This window comes from Microcoleus sp. FACHB-672 (genome assembly GCF_014695725.1).
In the GTDB taxonomy this organism is placed as follows: Bacteria; Cyanobacteriota; Cyanobacteriia; order Cyanobacteriales; family Oscillatoriaceae; genus FACHB-68.
Map to the genome: position 1 here is coordinate 306,878 of NZ_JACJOU010000012.1, position 18,290 is coordinate 325,167.

Consider the following 18,290-nt stretch of genomic DNA (forward strand, 5'->3'; position numbering starts at 1 on the left):
CCTTCAGGTAAAAATTGAATGAAAGCTGAAACGAAGCCGGCAGTGTTTGAACTGAAGCAGCTAATTGTCCCTCCCGGCAATAGAGTGGAATTTAAAAACATTTCTTGGGAGATGTTTGAAAACATCCTCTCCTCTCTGGGAGAAGGTTACGCCGCTCGGCTTGCCTATGATAATGGAACCTTAGAAATTAGGATGCCCCTACCAAAACATGAAAGAGCGAAAGGAATAATCGGTGACTTTATTAAAGTTTTGCTTGAAGAATTGAGCATAGATTGCGAAAATTTTTGTTCAACTACCCTCAAACGTCAAGATATGCAGAGTGGTGTAGAGCCAGACGATAGTTTCTACATTCAAAATGAATCCGCTGTGCGAGGTAAGATGACGTTAGATTTAAATGAAGATCCCCCGCCCGATTTAGCAATTGCAGTAGACAACACCAGCAAAACCGGCTTTAACATCTACCAGGCTTTGGGTGTCCCTGAGCTTTGGATCTACGATGGGCAATTACTGCAAATCTATCTGTTACAAAACGGAAAATATATTGAATCCAATATTAGCCCAAATTTTCCAGAATTTTCGATGACAGAGGTAATTCCTCAGTATCTTGAGATGAGCAAAGCCGCTGGCAGAAGTGCGGCAATTAGAGCGTTTAGAGCTTGGGTAAGGGAGCAATTAAAGCAATGATTCTGCTCAAAAATTAAAGATAGAATACAAATGGATATTTCAATCAGTTGTCAAATCTGGGTTCAAAGAAATTAGTTTCAAATTTTTAAGGAAAAATCCAGGCATCAAAAGACAATTTCCCCTAAAAATATGCTTAAAATTAGCAGAAACGAGCAACTCATTTAAAAAACTAGAGCGAGTAATAAGTCGGCTTGCTTTTAAATTTAGGCCAAGCGAAAAAAGACAGTTAACCAAGCTAACCAGTTGCCGCCACAAGGAACGATGCCGGCGACTAAGGTGTTATTAAGAAGCAAGCTAAAGCAGCAAGCTTGAAAGCTCTTACAATCTGACTTTGCTCAAACTCGCCGGCTTAGTAGAGCAAGACAGCCGGCGTCGGCAAATAGCAATCACAAGGTGTATCCCAATGCCTACAAAAATGATTACTTCCCTCACTTCCCGTAGAATCCATCCTTTCTACTGAAGCCCTCTTAAAGTGCCCAACCCAGTTTTTACAGTTGTCTCAATAGGGATGCTACCACGCTTATGTCACTCAACCTGATCACTCTACTCGCGGCCTTAATTGTGTCTTGGCTAGTCTTCACCGCGTTAATCAACTTGCTAAAAACCACCCTTAAAACGGCAGTTTCAATTGCAGCTGTTGTTCTTGTCTTGCAACTGGCTTTCGGCATTGGCCCTCAACAGCTTTGGCAGCAGCTGATCGAACTCCCCCAAACGGTTCTACAGCAAGTAATCGGCCAGAACTGAGATGCAGGAAACTTGCAATTTCCTGCTATCAGCAACCTTAGCAAATAACCTTCCAAAGCTGTACTGAAACAAGAGGTTATTCGCAGTCAGATGCTAGAAGATAAAAGTGTTGGATATGATAGCCAATTGGCTATGCAACTGCACTCGAAAGTCGCCCTAACAGTGAGCTGCCGGCGAGAAGTTAAATGGCTCTATCATTCACTGCCATTCTAAAATTTCACACTTAGCTCGCCTGGAAATCATAGTTATGTGTCAGTATTCCTAGCCCCCTAGCCCCTCTCCCCTAGACCCTTTTAGTATTCCATCTTCTACAGAAAGAACTCGGTCAGCGATATCCATGATCCGGGGATCATGCGTCACCATTAGCACGGTGCAGCCGCCTTCTTTTGCCAACTGACTCAGCAGTTCAATGACTGCGTGCCCGTTTTGCGAGTCCAGGGCAGCGGTGGGTTCATCTGCCATAATCAGTTGAGGGCTGCCGGCTAATGCCCGTGCAATCGCGACTCGCTGTTTTTGCCCACCCGACAGTTCGCGAGGCAGTAGTTTCGCTTTCTCGCCCAACCCCACCTGTTCTAGCAGTATTTGAGCTTGATTTCTCCGAGTTCGGCCCCCAACGCCTTTCACTTTAAGCGCCACTTCCACATTCTCTGCTGCCGTTAAGGCTGGAAATAAGTTAAATCCCTGAAAAATAAAACCAATATTGTGCAATCGGAAGTGGGCTAGCTCAGCACGAGACATACTGGTAATTTCTTCTCCCAGAAGATAAACTCTGCCGGCAGTGGGTGTCAGCAACCCAGCTAAAATTGACAGCAAAGTTGTCTTACCCGAACCAGAGGGACCCATCAACAGTTGAACATCGCCCCGCTGGATATCTAAGTTAATTCCTTTGAGGGCTTTAAACTGCTGCCGTCCAGATTGGAAGACCATCTCTACTCTCTTGGCAACGATGGCTTCTGTTTTGGTATTGACGGAGCCTAAAGTAACTGCTGGCACCTGAGTTTTTATGTTAGTCGATTTAGTAAGGTGAATTTGAGAAACAGTCATATATATATTAAAGTTTTGATGAGACTGGCTCAGCTAGCAAGAGGGAAAGAGAAAAATTTAAGATGAGGTTTAGCGGTTCCTATTAACTCCAAAATCATCAGAGATAAATCCGGAGTCTAACCCCATCAAATACTGCTATTTAACAGCATTGAGACCGCTACAACTATCAAGACGCCGGCCAGAATTTTAAGTGTCATGCCTTGAATACGATAGCGGGATCGACACGAGTGACTTTTTGAATCGCAAATAGCGCTGAACTAACACACATCAACACGGTGATCCCAAATACAATGCCGGCGCTTGTCGGTGTAATTAAAATCATGATTCCCTGAGTTGCTAAAGTCCAATTGCCCAGTCCCCAGCACACCAGCATACCGGGGACATAACCTAAAACTGCCATCCATAACGCTTGCTCCACAATAATGCCGTAAATTACGGAATCAGATGCACCCATCGCTTTGAGAGTGCCAAATTCTTTAATATGGTCGGATGCTGATGCGTAAAGGATCTGACCGACAATGACGGTGCCTACCAAGATACCGACTGCCGCCCCTAATCCTAAGATGAAGCCAATTCCAGTTCGCTGCAACCAGTAATTTCGAGTGTGCTGTGCCATTTCAGCCCGCGTATAGGCTCGTGTATTTGGCAAAGCGGCTTCGAGATCCCGTTTGAGTGTCTGCAGATCGTAGCCGGCTTTGGGTTTTACCAACACATAAGCGATCTGATCTTTAGCAACTAATTTTCTGGGTGCTGCCGGCTTTCCCTTGCCGGATGCAGCACTTTCCAACTTCTGCTTAAATTCCTTGGTGGCCGCTAATTCTTTAAGCTTTTCTGGAGGTAGACTGGCTAGCTGTTCGGCTAGTGCTGGATCGATTTGACCTGTGGCGGCTAATGCTCGGATTTGATCAGGGGTGAGATTTTCCGGTGTGGCAGTTAGGTTGACTGAGGGGGGAGTGGAATTGACATAGACGTTAGCGTTTTCCAGTGAGGTGTACATAAAAGCACTGGAGACGATTGATTGAGTGCCGGCTGTCCAACCCACCAGCCGAGCTGGAAAGGCTCCGACTTCAACCTCATCACCCACCCATTGCACGTTCAGGGATTTTAAGGTGCTTTTGTCCACCATGACGGTGTAAGGTTCTTTGAGGAAACTCAGGCTTCCCCGTTCAATTGGTTGTGGCGCAAATAATTGCCCTTCTGGGTTAAATGCGATGACTCTCACCAGAGATATCGTCCCCAAGGGATCGCGCCAGATCGAGGCTTTCACCTGAAGTGCTTCTGCTCGCTCGACACCGGCTATTTTTTGCGTTTGGGCGACTTGCTCGTAATAGAGGGGGAGGGTGAGTTCAAAGTTCACCATGTATTTTGAAGCCACCCAAATATCGGCTTTGGATTGATCGATAACCAGGGCGCTAGAGCGTGTAAATCCATTAAGGATGCCGGTTTGGATCGTTACTAAACTCACCGCAAACATAATCCCAGCTTGAGCAACGAGGAAGCGAGGAATGTCTTCAAATAAGTTTTTACGCGCAATTGAAGCCATGCTGGGTTTTGCTCTATCGATAAGGCAAGATGCGATCTGTGAGGCTGTTCCTTTTTAAGGCCAAAGCCGGCGCAGTTGTGTTTTCAGGATTAATCAATCTGCTGGCTGCCAATCGTTTTATTCTTAGTTTTTAGGTTAAGCTCAGGATTGCTTTCTAGCTTACTCTGGGTCAGGATTGTGTGACTTCCTCTATTAGAATCACCTGATTGGGTGATTTTAGATACTTGCAGTGAACGCCTCGCCGACTGCGTGTCTAAGAAAATGACGATTTTACTCAGTAAAGCAGCCTGAGCGTTACTTTGCTCTTTTTAATACATTATAACTATTTGTAAACTTTGCTAGGATATTCCCCGGTTTTCTGTAGCCGTTAAGGTTTTAGGGGCGACGGCTTATCGTTGTTTGCTAATAGCTGTACCGTCTGGGCCGACAGCATTTAATAAAACGGCCACGTTGCGGGCGATATTGAGCGCTATTGATTTGATAGCTCAGTTGGCCAAGGGGCGGCACCTATCATGCCGGTGTGCTTGTCTGAATCGTTTATTTTTTGTGGATTTTTTAACCGCAGATAAACGCAGATGCTACTCCCGTCTATCGTTAGGCATACACAGATAACGCAGATGTGGGCGCAGTCTATCGTTAGTAATAGGCAGATAAACGCTGTTAATATCACCAGTTAAATACGCTTGACTGTAAAAGTTTAAGATTTTTTAGAGTTCTATTGGTGTTCTTTTTTTGAATAATTTTTCGCAATTCTTTATTAAAAAAATCACCGTACCTCCCAGTTAATTTTACTTCAAAAGTGAGAAAATTTTAAATTTAGTTAAATTATAGAAACAGTTATGAAATAAATTCTTGCATAAATACTTGAGGAGATTTAAGTCTTAAACAAAATTTAAACTCTACGGCATTTAGCCCTAAACCTTTGAAACTATTATGCCCTGAATATAGATTTTGCCGATGGATTCCAGTAAACTAGAGTACATCATGACGGAGTTTAGAACTTCTTAAGTCATTGTTTTTTTTTTCAGGGAGAGAATTCAACTATGGCAACCACCTTTACAGGAAATTCGTTCGGGCAGTTCGGAGAGCCATCTGAGCCAAACTCTAGGGCGGAAATTTCGCTAACCAATCAAAATAGTGGTACGGATAACCGGCTGACTTGGGGAATACCGGCAAGGGACAGTTTCAACACCTACGTCCAATATGACGGCACAAACTTTAACGCTGAACCAAATAGCCTCTTTAGCCTTGGACAACTAACTTACGCGAATGGAAGCTTTCAATCCGGCACAGGCTTTAATGGCGATTTCCCCCTCAATGTTTCTCTGGCCTTAAACTCTCCGATAACTGGCCAAACAAACTTTGACTTTTCATTTAACATCTTTAACACGCCGAACAGCACTGGCGATCCAGTTGAAGATGGGGATCGGTTGCGGTTTTCCACAGGGGGTCTGAGCCGTCAATCATTTAACTTTGACGGTAAACAATACACACTCGAATTGTTTGGGTTTTCAGCGGATGGTGGCAACCAATTCACAAGCCAATTTAACTCACCTGAAGAAACCGTTGCCACCGCCTCACTGTACGGCAGGATCTCGCCGGTTGTCACCTCTACAATTATTCAAGATTATGACCTCCTGTTTAATTTCAGGAGTGTCACAACTGTGATTGCAATTGGCTATATCAATGCCAATTTTTATGATTTGTCTGATGCCGGCGAAACCATTGAAATTTCTAATTTATTAGATGCCGGTCAATATCAAGGAGGCGTAAGGGGTTTAGCCGGCAACGACCGAGTTTTCGGCACCTTTGAAAATGATGTCGTCAATGGCGGCGGCGGTGCAGACTTTCTCGTTGGATACAATGGCGTTGACTACTTGGTGGGTGACGACGATAGCGATCAGGTTTTCGGCGGCCAAAGCAATGATATCCTCAACGGAAATATGGCCGATGACTGGGTCTCAGGGGATGAGGGTGAAGACTATGTGCGCGGTGGTAAAGGCAATGATATGGTCACCGGCGGGCAAGGCAATGATTTCTTATTTGGCGATTTTGGCTCAGATAGCCTAACCGGCGATGAAGGTGCAGACTCTTATGTTCTCAGGCGGGATGTGGCAGTTGGGAAATTTGACATCAGTTCAGTCTCCCGCATTACTGACTTCGCGCTGGTTGAAGGGGATCGGATCGGGCTGACAGAAGGTTTGACAGTAGCGGACTTGAGCTTTGAGGATATCGATATTGACTTAGATGGAGTCAGCGATACCACCATTAAACTAGCCGCAAGCGGTGAATTTTTGGGCGTAGCAATGAGTGTGACATCCGTCAGTCTTCAAGGTTCTTTCTTCTCAGTCACTTCAGACGATCCAGGGTTAAGCCTGCTTTCCTAAAACAACCGGCTTTTGATTCCACCGGCATCAACGACTTCTTGCCGATGCCGGTGGGTTTATCGCTAAATATCCGCGTTTGTTAACTTATCCAGCCAAGGCCGGTAAAAATTTGTCAGAATAATAGATCCTAGAGATAAGCTGCAATCATTTCTGCAATCCGGTGCAAATATGAAACTTCGCCTTGGCTGTCAATTAAACTATCAAATTGCTCAATTCAGCACCTTCGTGTTTAATATCAGAGTGGGCGACAGCGACCATCAAAAAATTTGTCAGGAAACCCTAAAGATAGAACCCCAACAAGATTTTGACGAGTTGCTTTCTCCAGTTTCTGACAATCGATACTTTCGACTCAATGCACCGGCAGGCAAGTTACAAGTCTCTTATCAAGCAACCGTTGAAGTTTCCCAATTTTACGCTAATCCTGGTGAGATTCTAGAAGTTCCACCGGCTGAGTTACCTCTAGAAGTCGTACCCTTTCTTTTTCCTAGCCGCTACTGCCAGTCAGATAAATTGATGCAACTGGCACAGAGTGAATTTGGAGAACTACTGCCGGGGTATTCCAGAGTCACAGCCATTTGCAATTGGATTTATGACAAAGTTGCCTATTTATCTGGAAGTACCGACTCCCAAACATCTGCTTATGATACAGCCACAGAACGTGCCGGTGTTTGTCGGGATTTTGCCCATTTAGGTATTGCTTTTTGTCGGGCTTTAAACATTCCAGCACGCTTTGTTGGAGGATACGCTTATGGCTTAAATCCACCGGATTTTCATGCTTATTTTGAAGCGTATTTAGGGGATCGCTGGTATTTGTTCGACGCCACCCGGCTAGTGCCGCTTAACGGAACCGTCCGCATCGGTACAGGAAGAGATGCAGCCGATGTTTCTTTTGCAACAATTTTCGGTCCGGTGCAGATGGATCAAATGCAGCTTTTTATAGAGCCGGTGCTAAACGAAAACGCTTCACCGCAAGACGTACTCGCCCCAACAACTGAGGCAATTTCGACCTCATAAACAATTGCTTTGGCTAATCTCTTATCTACTAGAAGGCTTGGCCAGCAGCAGATAAATTATCTGTGTTTATCTGTGCACGCAGGCGGAACTTGAATGTGCTGCACTCGTCATTCAAGTTCCACCTGTAGAATCTGTGTTTTTAATATCAAATTGTATTCAAAGAAATCTGATGAATTAGGCACTCTTCATCTGTCTTTTTTCGGGTGATCTCGCGTTACCAGGGTCCAATCGCCAGCGCTTCCCACCCACAACATTTCCTTTAAATCGAGCTTTTTGAGATTGTCTCGATCAAGTAGTAAATACGGTTGAGAATCATTCTGCCAGTGTCCGCGGAGTTCTTCAAGCTCAGCAGGAATAACTTTGCGATCACTATAAAAATCGAGAGAAGGCCGGCTGTAGGGATGAGAGGTGTAAATATCCTTACCTTTTGGGGTGTCCTCAGCAATAATTTGGGCAACCGACTTAACCGGATAATCTTCACCTAATTCCCAAACCCAGTGATTAGACGCCGTGAACAATGTGAGGGAAACATAAGTGCCCCAAAATAAAATTAAAATAAATTGTGGGTTTTGCCGGTAAGTGAGAAGAGCCACAACACTCATGGTTAAACCAAAACACCCCAAGGTGAGCTGCAAATCTCCTGCCGGCACAGGGGCAAACCAACCAAAATAAAGGCAGCCGGCCCAACCTACAATCGCCAGCAGTGCAAAAATAACCACCCATCGCCGGGAATACACTACAGATGAGTCAGGCGCAAAGGGTGATGCTTCCTGTCTTGAAAGTCGATAGTTGTCGCTACGCCGGTGCCAAATTTCAGCCAACTGAGCACCGCCGGCAAGTGCCAAGGCTGGATAAACCGGCAACACATACCAGGGAAGTTTCGTGCTCATCAACGAAATGGCCAGCAGATAAACCCCACTCCAAACCAGCACTAATTTAGCCCAGCCCATATTGCGATTTTCCCAGGCTAAGCGCAACCCCTGCGGCCAAAACAGCCCCCAGGGCCAGCTATATTTCAAAATTTCTAGGAGATAGTACCAAGGAGGGCCGGTGTTCCCCTCCACCTGGCCTGAAATCCGATTAAACGATTGGTTGATCAGATGGGCGGTGATGAATTGTTGGTCATAGTGCTGCCACTGCGCGACATACCAAGCAATTGCCGGACTCAGGCCCAACAGCAGGCCGATCCACATATACCCAGACTTGAGCAGTCGTGGGGTATCCCAGGCGATAAAAATCGCGGCAATTGCGCCTAGTAATAACCCCAAAATGCCTTTGGTCAAACAAATCAGTCCTAACCCAATGCCGGCACCCAATGCCCAGCGTAAATCTCGCCGCGTCCGCAGCAGACACCACACCATCAGCAAGAAAAAACACAACACCGGCCCATCTAGCATCGCCAGTCGTCCGTGGCGCACCACCGGCAACAGCGTCAGGTAACTCAGCGCCGCAAATAGCGCCGGCGTCCTGCGGGGAAAAACTTCACGACCGATCCAGTAAAGCAGGGGTACACTCATCGCACAGAGCATTGCCGGTGGCCAGCGAGTAGTCCATTCACTGACACCCCCGAATTTATAGGCAATAGCAATTAGCAAATGAACCAGGGGAGGTTTATTGAAATACGGTTGGCCGGCTAAAGTCGGGTAAAGCCAGTTCAAATCCCCGCGCCAAATATCACGGGCGACTTGAGCGACAATTCCTTCATCCCAATCTCGCAGTGGCAACTCACCCAGGTTCATTCCATAAAGAAGAACCGCTGCTAAAAACAGCCCCAAAACCCAAAGCTGTTCAAGCCGGCGGTCAGTGCGGCGATCTCGACCGTGTGACTCATCCAAAGTAAAAATTTCCCGGTACACGCTCCTGCCCCCCAGCTTCGTGCTCCCCTCTCCTGTGTTCTCCCAATCTTCGCTCAACAAACGGCAATTGGGTAGGAATCTGCTATACAATTTGCCGGTAGTTAAGCAGAAAACGCTAAAACGCTGGTTCAGGCATATTGTTAGTCCTGGCTCATCATTAGTTGTTTGTGATAAGCACAAATTAACCTGAAAATATTAATTTTTATCCTTAATTTTTAGTTTGGCGATATTCCAAAATGCCCCTCCCAGTGAGGTATATTTAACGCCTTCAACCCGATCTCGAATTGCCGCCATTGATAAAGGATTAACGAGATAAATCATGGGTAAATATTCTTGAGTCAAATTTTGAGTTTCTGCATAAATTGCTTTACGTTTAGTTTCATCTAACTCTTGAGCCGCTTTAATATAAAGATCGCCAATTTTCTGCTCCCAAGCTGCCACTTCATGCCCTTCTATCGCAGGTTTTCCAGATAATGGTTTTTGATTAAAACTGTGCAACCCCCCGTCAGGCAACCAGACATTTGCACCATTATGCGGCTCTGTACCGCCGGTGAATCCTAAGAGATAACATTCCCAGTCTAACGTGTTAGAAAGCTTATCTACGAGCGTACTGAAGGCGATGGGGCTGAAATCTACTTGAATCCCTATTTTGCTTAAGTTTTGCTTAATTTGCGCTCCCATCGCCACACGAGTTTGATTTTCAGCATTAGTGATCAGTGTGAAGCGAACTCGGTTGCCGGCTTCATCAAGAAGTTGTCCTTGCAGATTATATTTAAATCCCGCATTTAGCAGCAACTTTCTCGATTTTTCTGGATTGTAATCGTAAACTTTTAACCCTTCTTTTGGAGAAATATAGTAAGGACTTTGCACGGAAATAGGGGAGTTTTGGAGTTCTCCCAGACCGCGCAAGGAGTTGTTTATCATTGATTGCCGGTCGATGGCATGGGCAACTGCCTGTCTAAATGCTACGGTATTAAACCAGCGAGATTTGGCAGGATCGACTAAAGGGCGTCCGTTGCGCCGGCCTTTATTGAGGTTAAAAGAAATAAAGTTTGTCCCAGGTCTAGGGCCGGCTATGTGAATTTTAAAATTTCCCCGTTTTTCTTCTCGTTTCAGCAGCGGAAAATCTTCAGGGCGCATTCGCCCCCAGCCATCTGTTGTATCTAAATCTTGAGAGCGAAATTGCAATAATTGCGTATCCATGCTATCTGTAATTTGCCAGATTACACGCTCGATATAAGGCAATTGATTTCCCTGAGCATCGCGCTGCCAGTAATAAGGATTGCGCCGAAATATCACCCGCTCACTTGTGGTGTAACTTTCGATTAAATAAGGGCCATTAACAATAATTTCAGAGGGATTGGTGCCGGCACCCCAGGTTGAGAGAAATTTAGGCGTTCCCGTTGAAGTTTTAGTATTTACAGCAGTTTCAAAGGCGTGTTTTGGCAAAATAATTATGCCATCGGGTGGCCCTGTTGTGGTTCGCAAAAATGGCGCAAAAGGCTCTGGTAAAATAAATTCAACCCGCCTAGCATCTAGCTTACGGAGTTTGGGAAAAGCGCCACTATTTCCGATTTTGAGACTATCTCTGTCATCTGTGGGAATCGCTTGATTAAAAACTATTTTTTCGTAGGTGAAAACCACATCATCCGCTGTTAGCGGTTTGCCGTCCGACCATTTCAAATTTTCTCTGAGGGTAAAAACAACCCGTCGTTTATCTTTGGAAATTTCCCAGGATTCTGCGAGTGCCGGCTCAACTTCGCCTGTCAGGCTATTTTCTTTAGTTAAACCCTCACCCGTGAACATAAAAACATTCGGAAATTCTTGGTTAAGTGCCCAGTTGAAGGTTTTGGGATCGCTGAGGATGGCGCTTACTAATTGGGAACCTCTGGCTGCCGGTGTTGTGAGGGAGGTTGATTGGCAGCCGGTTAAGAAAAGGCAGTTAAAAAATAAAAAGGCAAAAGTAACGAAAAGAATTTTTGCCTTTTGCATGAGTCTTTGTTTCCTTATTAACGGGGCTGCTATTCTATGATTTTGAGTTCGGTAAGATTCCAAAGGGCACCGCCAAGTGCTGAGAATTTTATCCCTTGCAGGCGATTACGAATTGCCGCTATTGTTAGAGGATTTACGAGGTAAATAAACGGCAAATTTTCTTGGGTAATACGTTGGCTTTCCGCATAAATTGCTTTGCGCTTTGCTTCATCAAGCTCACCAGCGCCCTTAATATAAAGCTCTTCTATTTGCCGCTCCCAGTCTGAAACTGTCCACCCAGTTATTGGCGGCTGACTTTCTTGCGGGCCAAGGTTAAATGCGTGCAAACCGCCCTTGGTTAACCAAGTATTTGCACCTCCATTTGGCTCGACACCGCCACCCCCTATTTTGCCAATGTAACTCTCCCATTGCCGGCGATCAATCTGTTCTAAAAGGCTATTGAAGGCGATGGCAGTAAAATCCACTTGGATGCCAATTTGACTGAGGTCTTGCTTGATTTGAGATCCAATTGCTTCCCGCAGTTTGTTACCGGCATTCGTCAGCATTGTAAAGCGTACCTGGTTGCCCTCAGAATCGAGTAGTTGCCCTTGAGCGTTGTATTTAAAGCCGGCTCCTAAAAGTAATTCTTTGGCCCGCTTTATATTATAGTCATAGACTTTTAACCCAGCTTCTGGAGACAGATAATATGCGCTTTGTTTGTAAATCGGTGAATTTTGTGGTTCTCCAACCCCCCGGTAAACGTTATTAATCATTTTCTGCCGGTCAATCGCATGAGCGATTGCTTGTCGAAATGCTTTATTGTTGAACCAGCGAGACTTAATTGGGTCTACCAGAGGCTTATTATTCGCATCTTTTGCTTGATTTAGATTGAATACCAAAAAGGTGGTACTCATTTCTGGGCCGCCTATATAAACGGTAAAATTTCCCCGTTTTTCTTCTTGCTTCAGCAGGGAAAAATAGTCAGGTGAAACTCCGAATGCATCCAAACCTCCAGAGCGAAATTGCAGCAATTGAGTGTCTGTAGATTCTACAATTTTCCACACATACCGCTCGATGTAAGGCTTAGCATTTCCCTGAGCATCACGTTCCCAATAATAGGGGTTACGACGCAATACTATTTGCTGACTAGGGGTATAGCTTTCAAGCGTATAAGGGCCATTTCCAATTATTTGTTTAGGATCGGTGTCTGTATTCCAAGTTGATAAAAATTTAGGTTTGCCGGCACTGTCTTTTGTGATGACAGATTCCCGCAAAGCATGAGCCGGTAAAATTGCCAATCCGCCAGTATAGCGAAGAAAAGGAGCGAAGGGTTCTGGGACTGTAAATTCAACCCGACGATCATCAATCTTTCGTACTTTTGGTAGCAACCCATTCTTGCCTATTCTGAGAATATCTCTGATATCAGTTGGAATTTCTTCATTAAAAAAGATATCTTGATAAGTAAAAATAACATCATCTGTCGTTAGCGGCGCTCCATCAGACCATTTGAGTCCTTCTCGTAGCGTAAAAACAATTCGCTGCTTATCTGGGGCAATTACCCAAGATTCAGCTAAAGCCGGCTCAAGTTCGCCGGTAAGACCATTTTGGCTAAGCAGCCCCTCATAAACCAACCCCAGAACATCTGGGCTTCCCTGGCTGATAATGTAGTTAAAAGAATTCGGGTCGCTCAGGCTAGCGTCTACAATATAAGGCACTTGAGCGGCCTCAGTTTTGAAGTTACTAGGGTTGCAGCCTCCCAGCGTCACCACTGTAATCAAGGCGAGCACAACGGCTAACCACCGGCGTCCAGTTGCCAGAACAATTTTAGAAAATTTCATAGTCGTTTCTTTTGTCGTAACTTTTAATTTTACTACTAACTCACAAACTTTGCCCGGAGTTTAGCCAACCGAGAACATTTTGGCTGCGAAAGAAACATTTTTCAATGCCGGCATCGCGCAAAGTTTCTTGAACTTTCTTGCTTCCAAATTCTTTAGACTTTTCACTTAAAAATGCTTTAATTTCCGCTGCTTGTGAGCAAGCGTGCTTCAAAATATAGGGTAAAATCAATTTATCTGTCGGTTCTTCTAAAATTAAAGCAGGTTTCAAGTTTTTCTGAATTAAGGCTGCGGTTAAATTAATCATTTCTACTTTTGTTCCCACACTTCCTGAGGCTTGAAAAAGACGGATTTTGACATCATTTAGTAGCCTCGTCTTCTCATTTAGTGATTCCTCTAGATGAAAAAGGAGAGACTTGGCAGGTAAAATCTCGTTTTAACTGACTGATTTGGTTTCTAGTTACCTTTTAAAACGATTGCGGCGTTTTTTCTCATCCTCTAAAACAGAGAGGGTTTTCCATAATAGCTGCTTTTTATGCCAGACATTGAACGTTAATCAGCAGCGACTAGCAACACAACTGCATGAGCAGCAATTCCTTCTTCTCTTCCCACCGGCCCTAATTTTTCATTGGTGGTTGCCTTGATGCCAACTTGGTCAGGTTTGATACTTAAAACCTCCGCAAGACGCTCTCGCATTGCCGATATATGAGGTTTCAATTTAGGACGTTCCGCCACAAGTACGGAGTCAATATTTCCGATTCGCCAGCCTTTTTCTTGAATAAGCTGATCGACCTGCCCTAACAACATCAAGCTATCAGCGCCGGCCCACTTTTCATCTGTTGGTGGAAAGTAATGACCGATATCCCCTAAACTTAAAGCGCCCAGCATCGCATCCATAATAGCGTGAGTAAGCACATCTGCATCACTATGTCCTAACAAACCTAATTCATGGGAAATCTTGATACCTCCCAAAATTAAAGCTCGATCAGCGACAAGCCGGTGGATATCGTAGCCATTGCCAATTCTGATATTCATTTATTTTTGTTCTTTGTCTTTGTCCTTTTTAGTTTCTCACTAACAACTGTCTATTGACAACAAATATTTGACAGCTATTCAGCAATTTGAATCATATCAGCATACTGGAGCGCCATTTGCTGTTGAGTGAGCTTGTCTGTTTCTGCTTGTGGACTCCACAGCAGCTCAAAAACCATTAAATAGTCGGTTCGCATTGATAGCAGTTGCTCTAAAGCTTCCTTCACTGCTTCAGCGGATTTAATTTCTCCAAATAGGGGTTGATCGTCGGCAGTTCCAATTAATAAGGTTACGACTATATAAGCTGCCGATTCTCCATCTTTATCGGCGGGTTCGGGTTGTCGTTGCGTGATTTCACCATCCACATTGCTGAGAGTTTCGGTACTGAATTTGCTGCGCTCGTTAACGGAAATGCGTTCAAAAACTGTTTCAGCTTCTTGCCGACTTGCAACGGTTTGGGAATTTGTTAATACATGAGTCCAGTATTCTGAGTTTTTGAGCAGCAGTTGGCTTGTATTTTGCAAAATTTCCCACAAGCCTTCAGGTGTTTCGGTATCTGCGCTGAGGCTAAGTTTAGATAGTTCAGCTGGCACTGAGGAGGCTTGAGCGTTTAGGGCTATTTGCAGCTTGGTAACTGTGACGATATCGTTGTCTCTTTCGTTATTTTGAGTCATGGTAATCGGGTTTTTTGGATGTTTAATTTTGTCGATATGAAACCGGTGTTTAAGATTTTAACCGAGGATAAGCTCAGATAAATGCAAAAAAGATTGATAGTTGAATGGTTCTAAATTTTTTGGCTTTTAATAGTTTTATAAAAATGTTATTATAGTACAACAGTGGTATTATGTTGGTTGAGGTTTAATTGAGAGTTTCTTTGAGCTGGGATTCAGCACTGGGGTTGGCGAGCAGGGGCGTGAATTCGTTTGCTGTTGTTGCCCCTGCTTTGTTTTTATGGTTTTAAGCAATTTGAATCATATCTGAGTATTCGGTCAGCAACTGATCGTAGGAAAGGGTATCTGTTTCTTTTTGTGGACTCCAAAGTAATTCAAAGATGAGCAGGTATTCCGGTGAAATGGAAGCAACTCGCTGTAGGGTTTGTTGCAATTCTTCGGCTGAATGAATGCTGTCAAACAGCGGGTTATCGTTTTCTGTTCCTACCAAAAATGTGACGACGATATAAGTAGCCAACTCATCACCAGCATTGGCTGTTGCTCGCTCTCCATAGCGGATGTTGCCTCCGACATTACTAAGCGTTTCTGCACTAAATTTGCTGCGTTCCTCGATAGATAACTGCTCAAAAACTTGAGCGGCTTCTTCTCGACTTTTAAGGGTTTGCGAACTCGAACGGACATGAGTCCAGTATTCTGGCGAACGCAGCAACGCTAAGGCTGATTCTTGTAATAATTGTGTTAATCCTTCTGAGCTATCTAAATCCGCACTGAGGGAGAGATCAGACAAATGGGATTGAATGTGACGCGCTTCAGCTAGCAGGGCAACTTGCAATTTGCTAACCGTAACAATGTCATTAGTGAGTTCATTTTGGTTGCCTTTCTTTCTGCCGGCAAAAATGTACCAAGCAAGAAATACTAAACTCCCGCATACCAGCAGAAACATCAAAAAGCTCCAAAATGAGCCGCTAGAAGAGGTTGAGCGGTTTGAAGAAGAATAGCCAGAACCCTGATAATTTGGATTGGGTTGGGAGACGGAGGGATCAACCGGCGCATAGTATGGGGCTTGACCAGGATTGGAATAATAAGGTGCAGGACCCACCGGCACTGGCACCGGCACAATTACCGTCCCACCTCCACGCGGGTAGTAGGGATCGGCTTGCCTCGCAGGGTAATAATTGGGGGGATAATTTGTCGTCCCTGTCGAACGTGGGGGATTGTAAGGGACGGGTGCCGGTGCCGGTGCAGAAGGCTGGAACGATCCACCCCGGACGCGTCCCCCAGTGTTGCTAGAACCACTAGAGTTCGCAGGTGCCGGTGCTGACTGGCTGGGAAAGGAGTCACGGGGGGCACTGTTGCCGCTGCTAGGCCGGCTGGGAGAGGAGGATTGCGAAGGTCTGCTAAAGGAACCCCCTCGCGATCGCCCGCCACTGCTGCCTCTTCTCGCATAGGCGGCAGAATTGAACTCAACCCACTTCCCGACCTCACCTTTGCTGGGATTAAAGTTGACTTCATTAATCAGCAGAAATGACAAAAGTGCTATCCAAATAAATTGGAACTTTTTCATGGCTAAAACACCGGCTACCTACTCTACCGTCATAGCCGGTTTTATAAGCAATCGCCTTCCTCTTGATGGGTGGTTTCAATATCTTTTAACAAATCAGGCCGGCGCTGGCGGGTGCGTTGAATTTGCTGGTCTTTGCGCCACTGGGCGATCGCTGCATGATTTCCTGATAGCAAAACATCAGGAACTTTCAAATCCCGAAAAACAGGCGGTCGCGTGTAGTGGGGATAATCGAGGAGGCCGGCTTCAAAACTTTCAGCGGTTAGGGACTCTGCTTTGCCAACCGTTCCCGGTAGCAACCGCACCACACCATTAATTAGCGCCAGTGCCGGAATTTCGCCGCCAGTTAGGACGAAATCGCCCAGAGAAACCTCGCGGGTAACTAAATGCATCACTCGCTCATCAAAGCCTTCATAATGGCCACAGAGCAAAACTAACTGGTCATAACCGGCTGCTAGTTCGCGAAATAATCCTTGATCCATTCGCTCACCCTGAGGCGTCAGCAAAATGACCTCACGCCTGGGTTCTGCCGGCAGTGACTCCACCGCCGCAAAAATCGGTTCCGGTTTAAGTACCATCCCCACACCGCCGCCATAGGGTTCATCATCCACTCGCCGATGCTTGTCGGTGGTAAAGTCGCGAGGGTTCACCAAGCCAACAGAGGCAATGTTGCCGGCTAAAGCTTTTCCCAGCAGTCCTGATTGCAAGGCTGAGGTGAAAAAATCTGGAAATAAAGTGACTACATCAAATCTCACGAGTTTTAGCGATCGCACAACTACCACAAGAAAATACAATAGAAAGCACTCCCAACGTCATTTATGCCAGATCCCAGCCGATGGCAAAATCTGAAGCGCAAAAACAATCTTCTACTGGCTGCCGGAGATTGGTTAAAAACAGCGTGCCAATGACGTGAGAAGATTATGAGACAATTGAATCCCAGCCTGTAATTGATTCTGTTAGCCAGAAAGCCTACACTGGGCAGGAAAACTTTATAAGAAGCCACATCTGCTGAGTGGGCTACAACTTTTACAGTGTCCCCCTCACGCCCAGAAGCAAGGCCATGCTGCAGTTACAAGATAAATCTCTGGAACCGAGAATGCCCCAACCAACCAAAACGACCATCATGGTGATTGGCGGAGCTGAAGACAAAGTGCATGGACGCGAGATCCTGCACACGTTTTTCGCTCGTGCTGGAGGGCCGGCAGCACAGATTGCGATTATTCCGTGCGCTTCGCGAGAGCCAGCAGCCATTGGTGAGCGGTATACGACCATTTTTCAAGAAATGGGTGCCAAGGCGATTCAAGTGCTTGACATCCGGGAACGATCGCAGGGAGAAGACCCCGTTTGGCAAGACTACCTTGAAGGCTGTACCGGCGTGTTCATGACCGGCGGCGACCAATTGCGGCTTTGTGCACTGCTGGCGGATACGCCACTGATGGAAAAAATCCGGCTGCAAGTGCAACTGGGTCAGGTTACTTTAGCCGGCACCAGTGCCGGTGCGGCAGTGATGGGACACCACATGATTGCCGGTGGCGGCAGCGGCGAGTCTCCCAATCGTTCCCTAGTGGATATGGCCACCGGCCTGGGAATTATCCCAGATATCATCGTCGATCAGCACTTTCAAAACCGAAATCGCATGGCACGGCTGCTGAGCGCGGTTGCCGCCCACCCCGATAGAATGGGCATCGGCATTGATGAGGACACCTGCGCCATGTTTGAAGGTGATGGTGTGATTCAAGTGCTGGGCAAAGGCACGGTGACAATTATTGATCCCACGGAAATGTCCTACACAAATCAGCCGTTTGTAGCAGCGACAGATCCCCTGAGCATTTGCAACCTCCGCCTACACCTCCTTTGCCACGGTGATCGCTTCGACCGGCACAAGCGATGCTTCATTCATCCCGAACGACGAGTTTCTAGTTGAGCACTTAGGCCGATGTGCCTAAGC

At 45.7% G+C, this 18,290-nt stretch carries 15 protein-coding genes; 5 read left to right on the plus strand and 10 right to left on the minus strand.

The genetic code is table 11. The features are described 5' to 3' along the window. Nucleotides 1–18 precede the first annotated feature (18 nt). A complete protein-coding gene (locus H6F56_RS07925; RefSeq protein ID WP_190666530.1) occupies nt 19–684 on the plus strand; it encodes a Uma2 family endonuclease in 666 nt (221 codons plus the stop codon). A gap of 522 nt (nt 685–1,206) precedes the next feature. Continuing rightward, nucleotides 1,207–1,428, plus strand: coding sequence for a hypothetical protein (locus H6F56_RS07930; protein WP_190666531.1), 222 nt, complete (start codon nt 1,207–1,209; stop codon nt 1,426–1,428). A 261-nt stretch (nt 1,429–1,689) separates the two neighbouring features. Here H6F56_RS07930 and H6F56_RS07935 read toward each other — a convergent pair whose 3' ends face one another. Both H6F56_RS07935 and H6F56_RS07940 read right to left on the minus strand, forming a co-directional pair. Further along, nucleotides 1,690–2,472: an ABC transporter ATP-binding protein gene (locus H6F56_RS07935; RefSeq protein WP_190666534.1), complete on the minus strand. Its 783-nt coding sequence runs from the start codon at nt 2,470–2,472 to the stop codon at nt 1,690–1,692. 193 nt (nt 2,473–2,665) lie between these two features. Next, nucleotides 2,666–4,015: an FtsX-like permease family protein gene (locus H6F56_RS07940; protein WP_190666535.1), complete on the minus strand. Its 1,350-nt coding sequence runs from the start codon at nt 4,013–4,015 to the stop codon at nt 2,666–2,668. Between the two features lie 1,043 nt (nt 4,016–5,058). On the opposite strand from H6F56_RS07940, the gene H6F56_RS07945 reads away from it, so the two are divergent. Continuing rightward, a complete protein-coding gene (locus tag H6F56_RS07945) occupies nt 5,059–6,402 on the plus strand; it encodes a choice-of-anchor K domain-containing protein (RefSeq protein ID WP_199312631.1) in 1,344 nt (447 codons plus the stop codon). A 168-nt stretch (nt 6,403–6,570) separates the two neighbouring features. Next, entirely contained in the window at nt 6,571–7,416 is an 846-nt protein-coding gene (locus H6F56_RS07950) for a transglutaminase-like domain-containing protein (protein WP_190666537.1), read from the plus strand. Nucleotides 7,417–7,601: 185 nt separating this feature from the next. On the opposite strand, the gene H6F56_RS07955 is transcribed toward H6F56_RS07950, so the two are convergent. The 8 genes from H6F56_RS07955 to trmD form a co-directional block, all read right to left on the minus strand. Then, nucleotides 7,602–9,272: a glycosyltransferase family 39 protein gene (locus tag H6F56_RS07955; RefSeq protein ID WP_309236466.1), complete on the minus strand. Its 1,671-nt coding sequence runs from the start codon at nt 9,270–9,272 to the stop codon at nt 7,602–7,604. Nucleotides 9,273–9,467: 195 nt separating this feature from the next. Then, nucleotides 9,468–11,264, minus strand: a complete 1,797-nt coding sequence (locus H6F56_RS07960) for an ABC transporter substrate-binding protein (RefSeq protein WP_190666539.1) — start codon at nt 11,262–11,264, stop codon at nt 9,468–9,470. Nucleotides 11,265–11,293: 29 nt separating this feature from the next. Then, on the minus strand, nt 11,294–13,081 hold the full coding sequence (locus H6F56_RS07965) for an ABC transporter substrate-binding protein (RefSeq protein ID WP_190666541.1): 1,788 nt from the start codon (nt 13,079–13,081) through the stop codon (nt 11,294–11,296). A gap of 40 nt (nt 13,082–13,121) precedes the next feature. Continuing rightward, the gene (locus H6F56_RS07970) at nt 13,122–13,385 is read right to left on the minus strand and encodes a hypothetical protein (RefSeq protein WP_206753392.1); all 264 of its coding nucleotides are present in this window, start codon (nt 13,383–13,385) and stop codon (nt 13,122–13,124) included. A 245-nt stretch (nt 13,386–13,630) separates the two neighbouring features. Continuing rightward, nucleotides 13,631–14,113 carry a 2-C-methyl-D-erythritol 2,4-cyclodiphosphate synthase gene (gene ispF / locus H6F56_RS07975; RefSeq protein ID WP_190666545.1) on the minus strand — a complete coding sequence of 161 codons (483 nt, stop codon included), beginning with the start codon at nt 14,111–14,113 and terminating at the stop codon, nt 13,631–13,633. Between the two features lie 74 nt (nt 14,114–14,187). After that, entirely contained in the window at nt 14,188–14,784 is a 597-nt protein-coding gene (locus H6F56_RS07980; RefSeq protein ID WP_190666547.1) for a DUF1517 domain-containing protein, read from the minus strand. Nucleotides 14,785–15,067: 283 nt separating this feature from the next. Continuing rightward, nucleotides 15,068–16,345, minus strand: coding sequence for a DUF1517 domain-containing protein (locus H6F56_RS07985; RefSeq protein WP_190666549.1), 1,278 nt, complete (start codon nt 16,343–16,345; stop codon nt 15,068–15,070). Nucleotides 16,346–16,386: 41 nt separating this feature from the next. Beyond that, complete coding sequence (gene trmD / locus H6F56_RS07990) at nt 16,387–17,097, minus strand: tRNA (guanosine(37)-N1)-methyltransferase TrmD (RefSeq protein WP_190666551.1); 711 nt, start codon at nt 17,095–17,097, stop codon at nt 16,387–16,389. A gap of 305 nt (nt 17,098–17,402) precedes the next feature. Between trmD and H6F56_RS07995 the strand changes: the two genes are divergently transcribed. Further along, nucleotides 17,403–18,266 (plus strand): cyanophycinase, encoded by an 864-nt coding sequence (locus H6F56_RS07995; RefSeq protein ID WP_190666553.1) that lies wholly within the window; start codon nt 17,403–17,405, stop codon nt 18,264–18,266. Nucleotides 18,267–18,290: the final 24 nt, after the last annotated feature.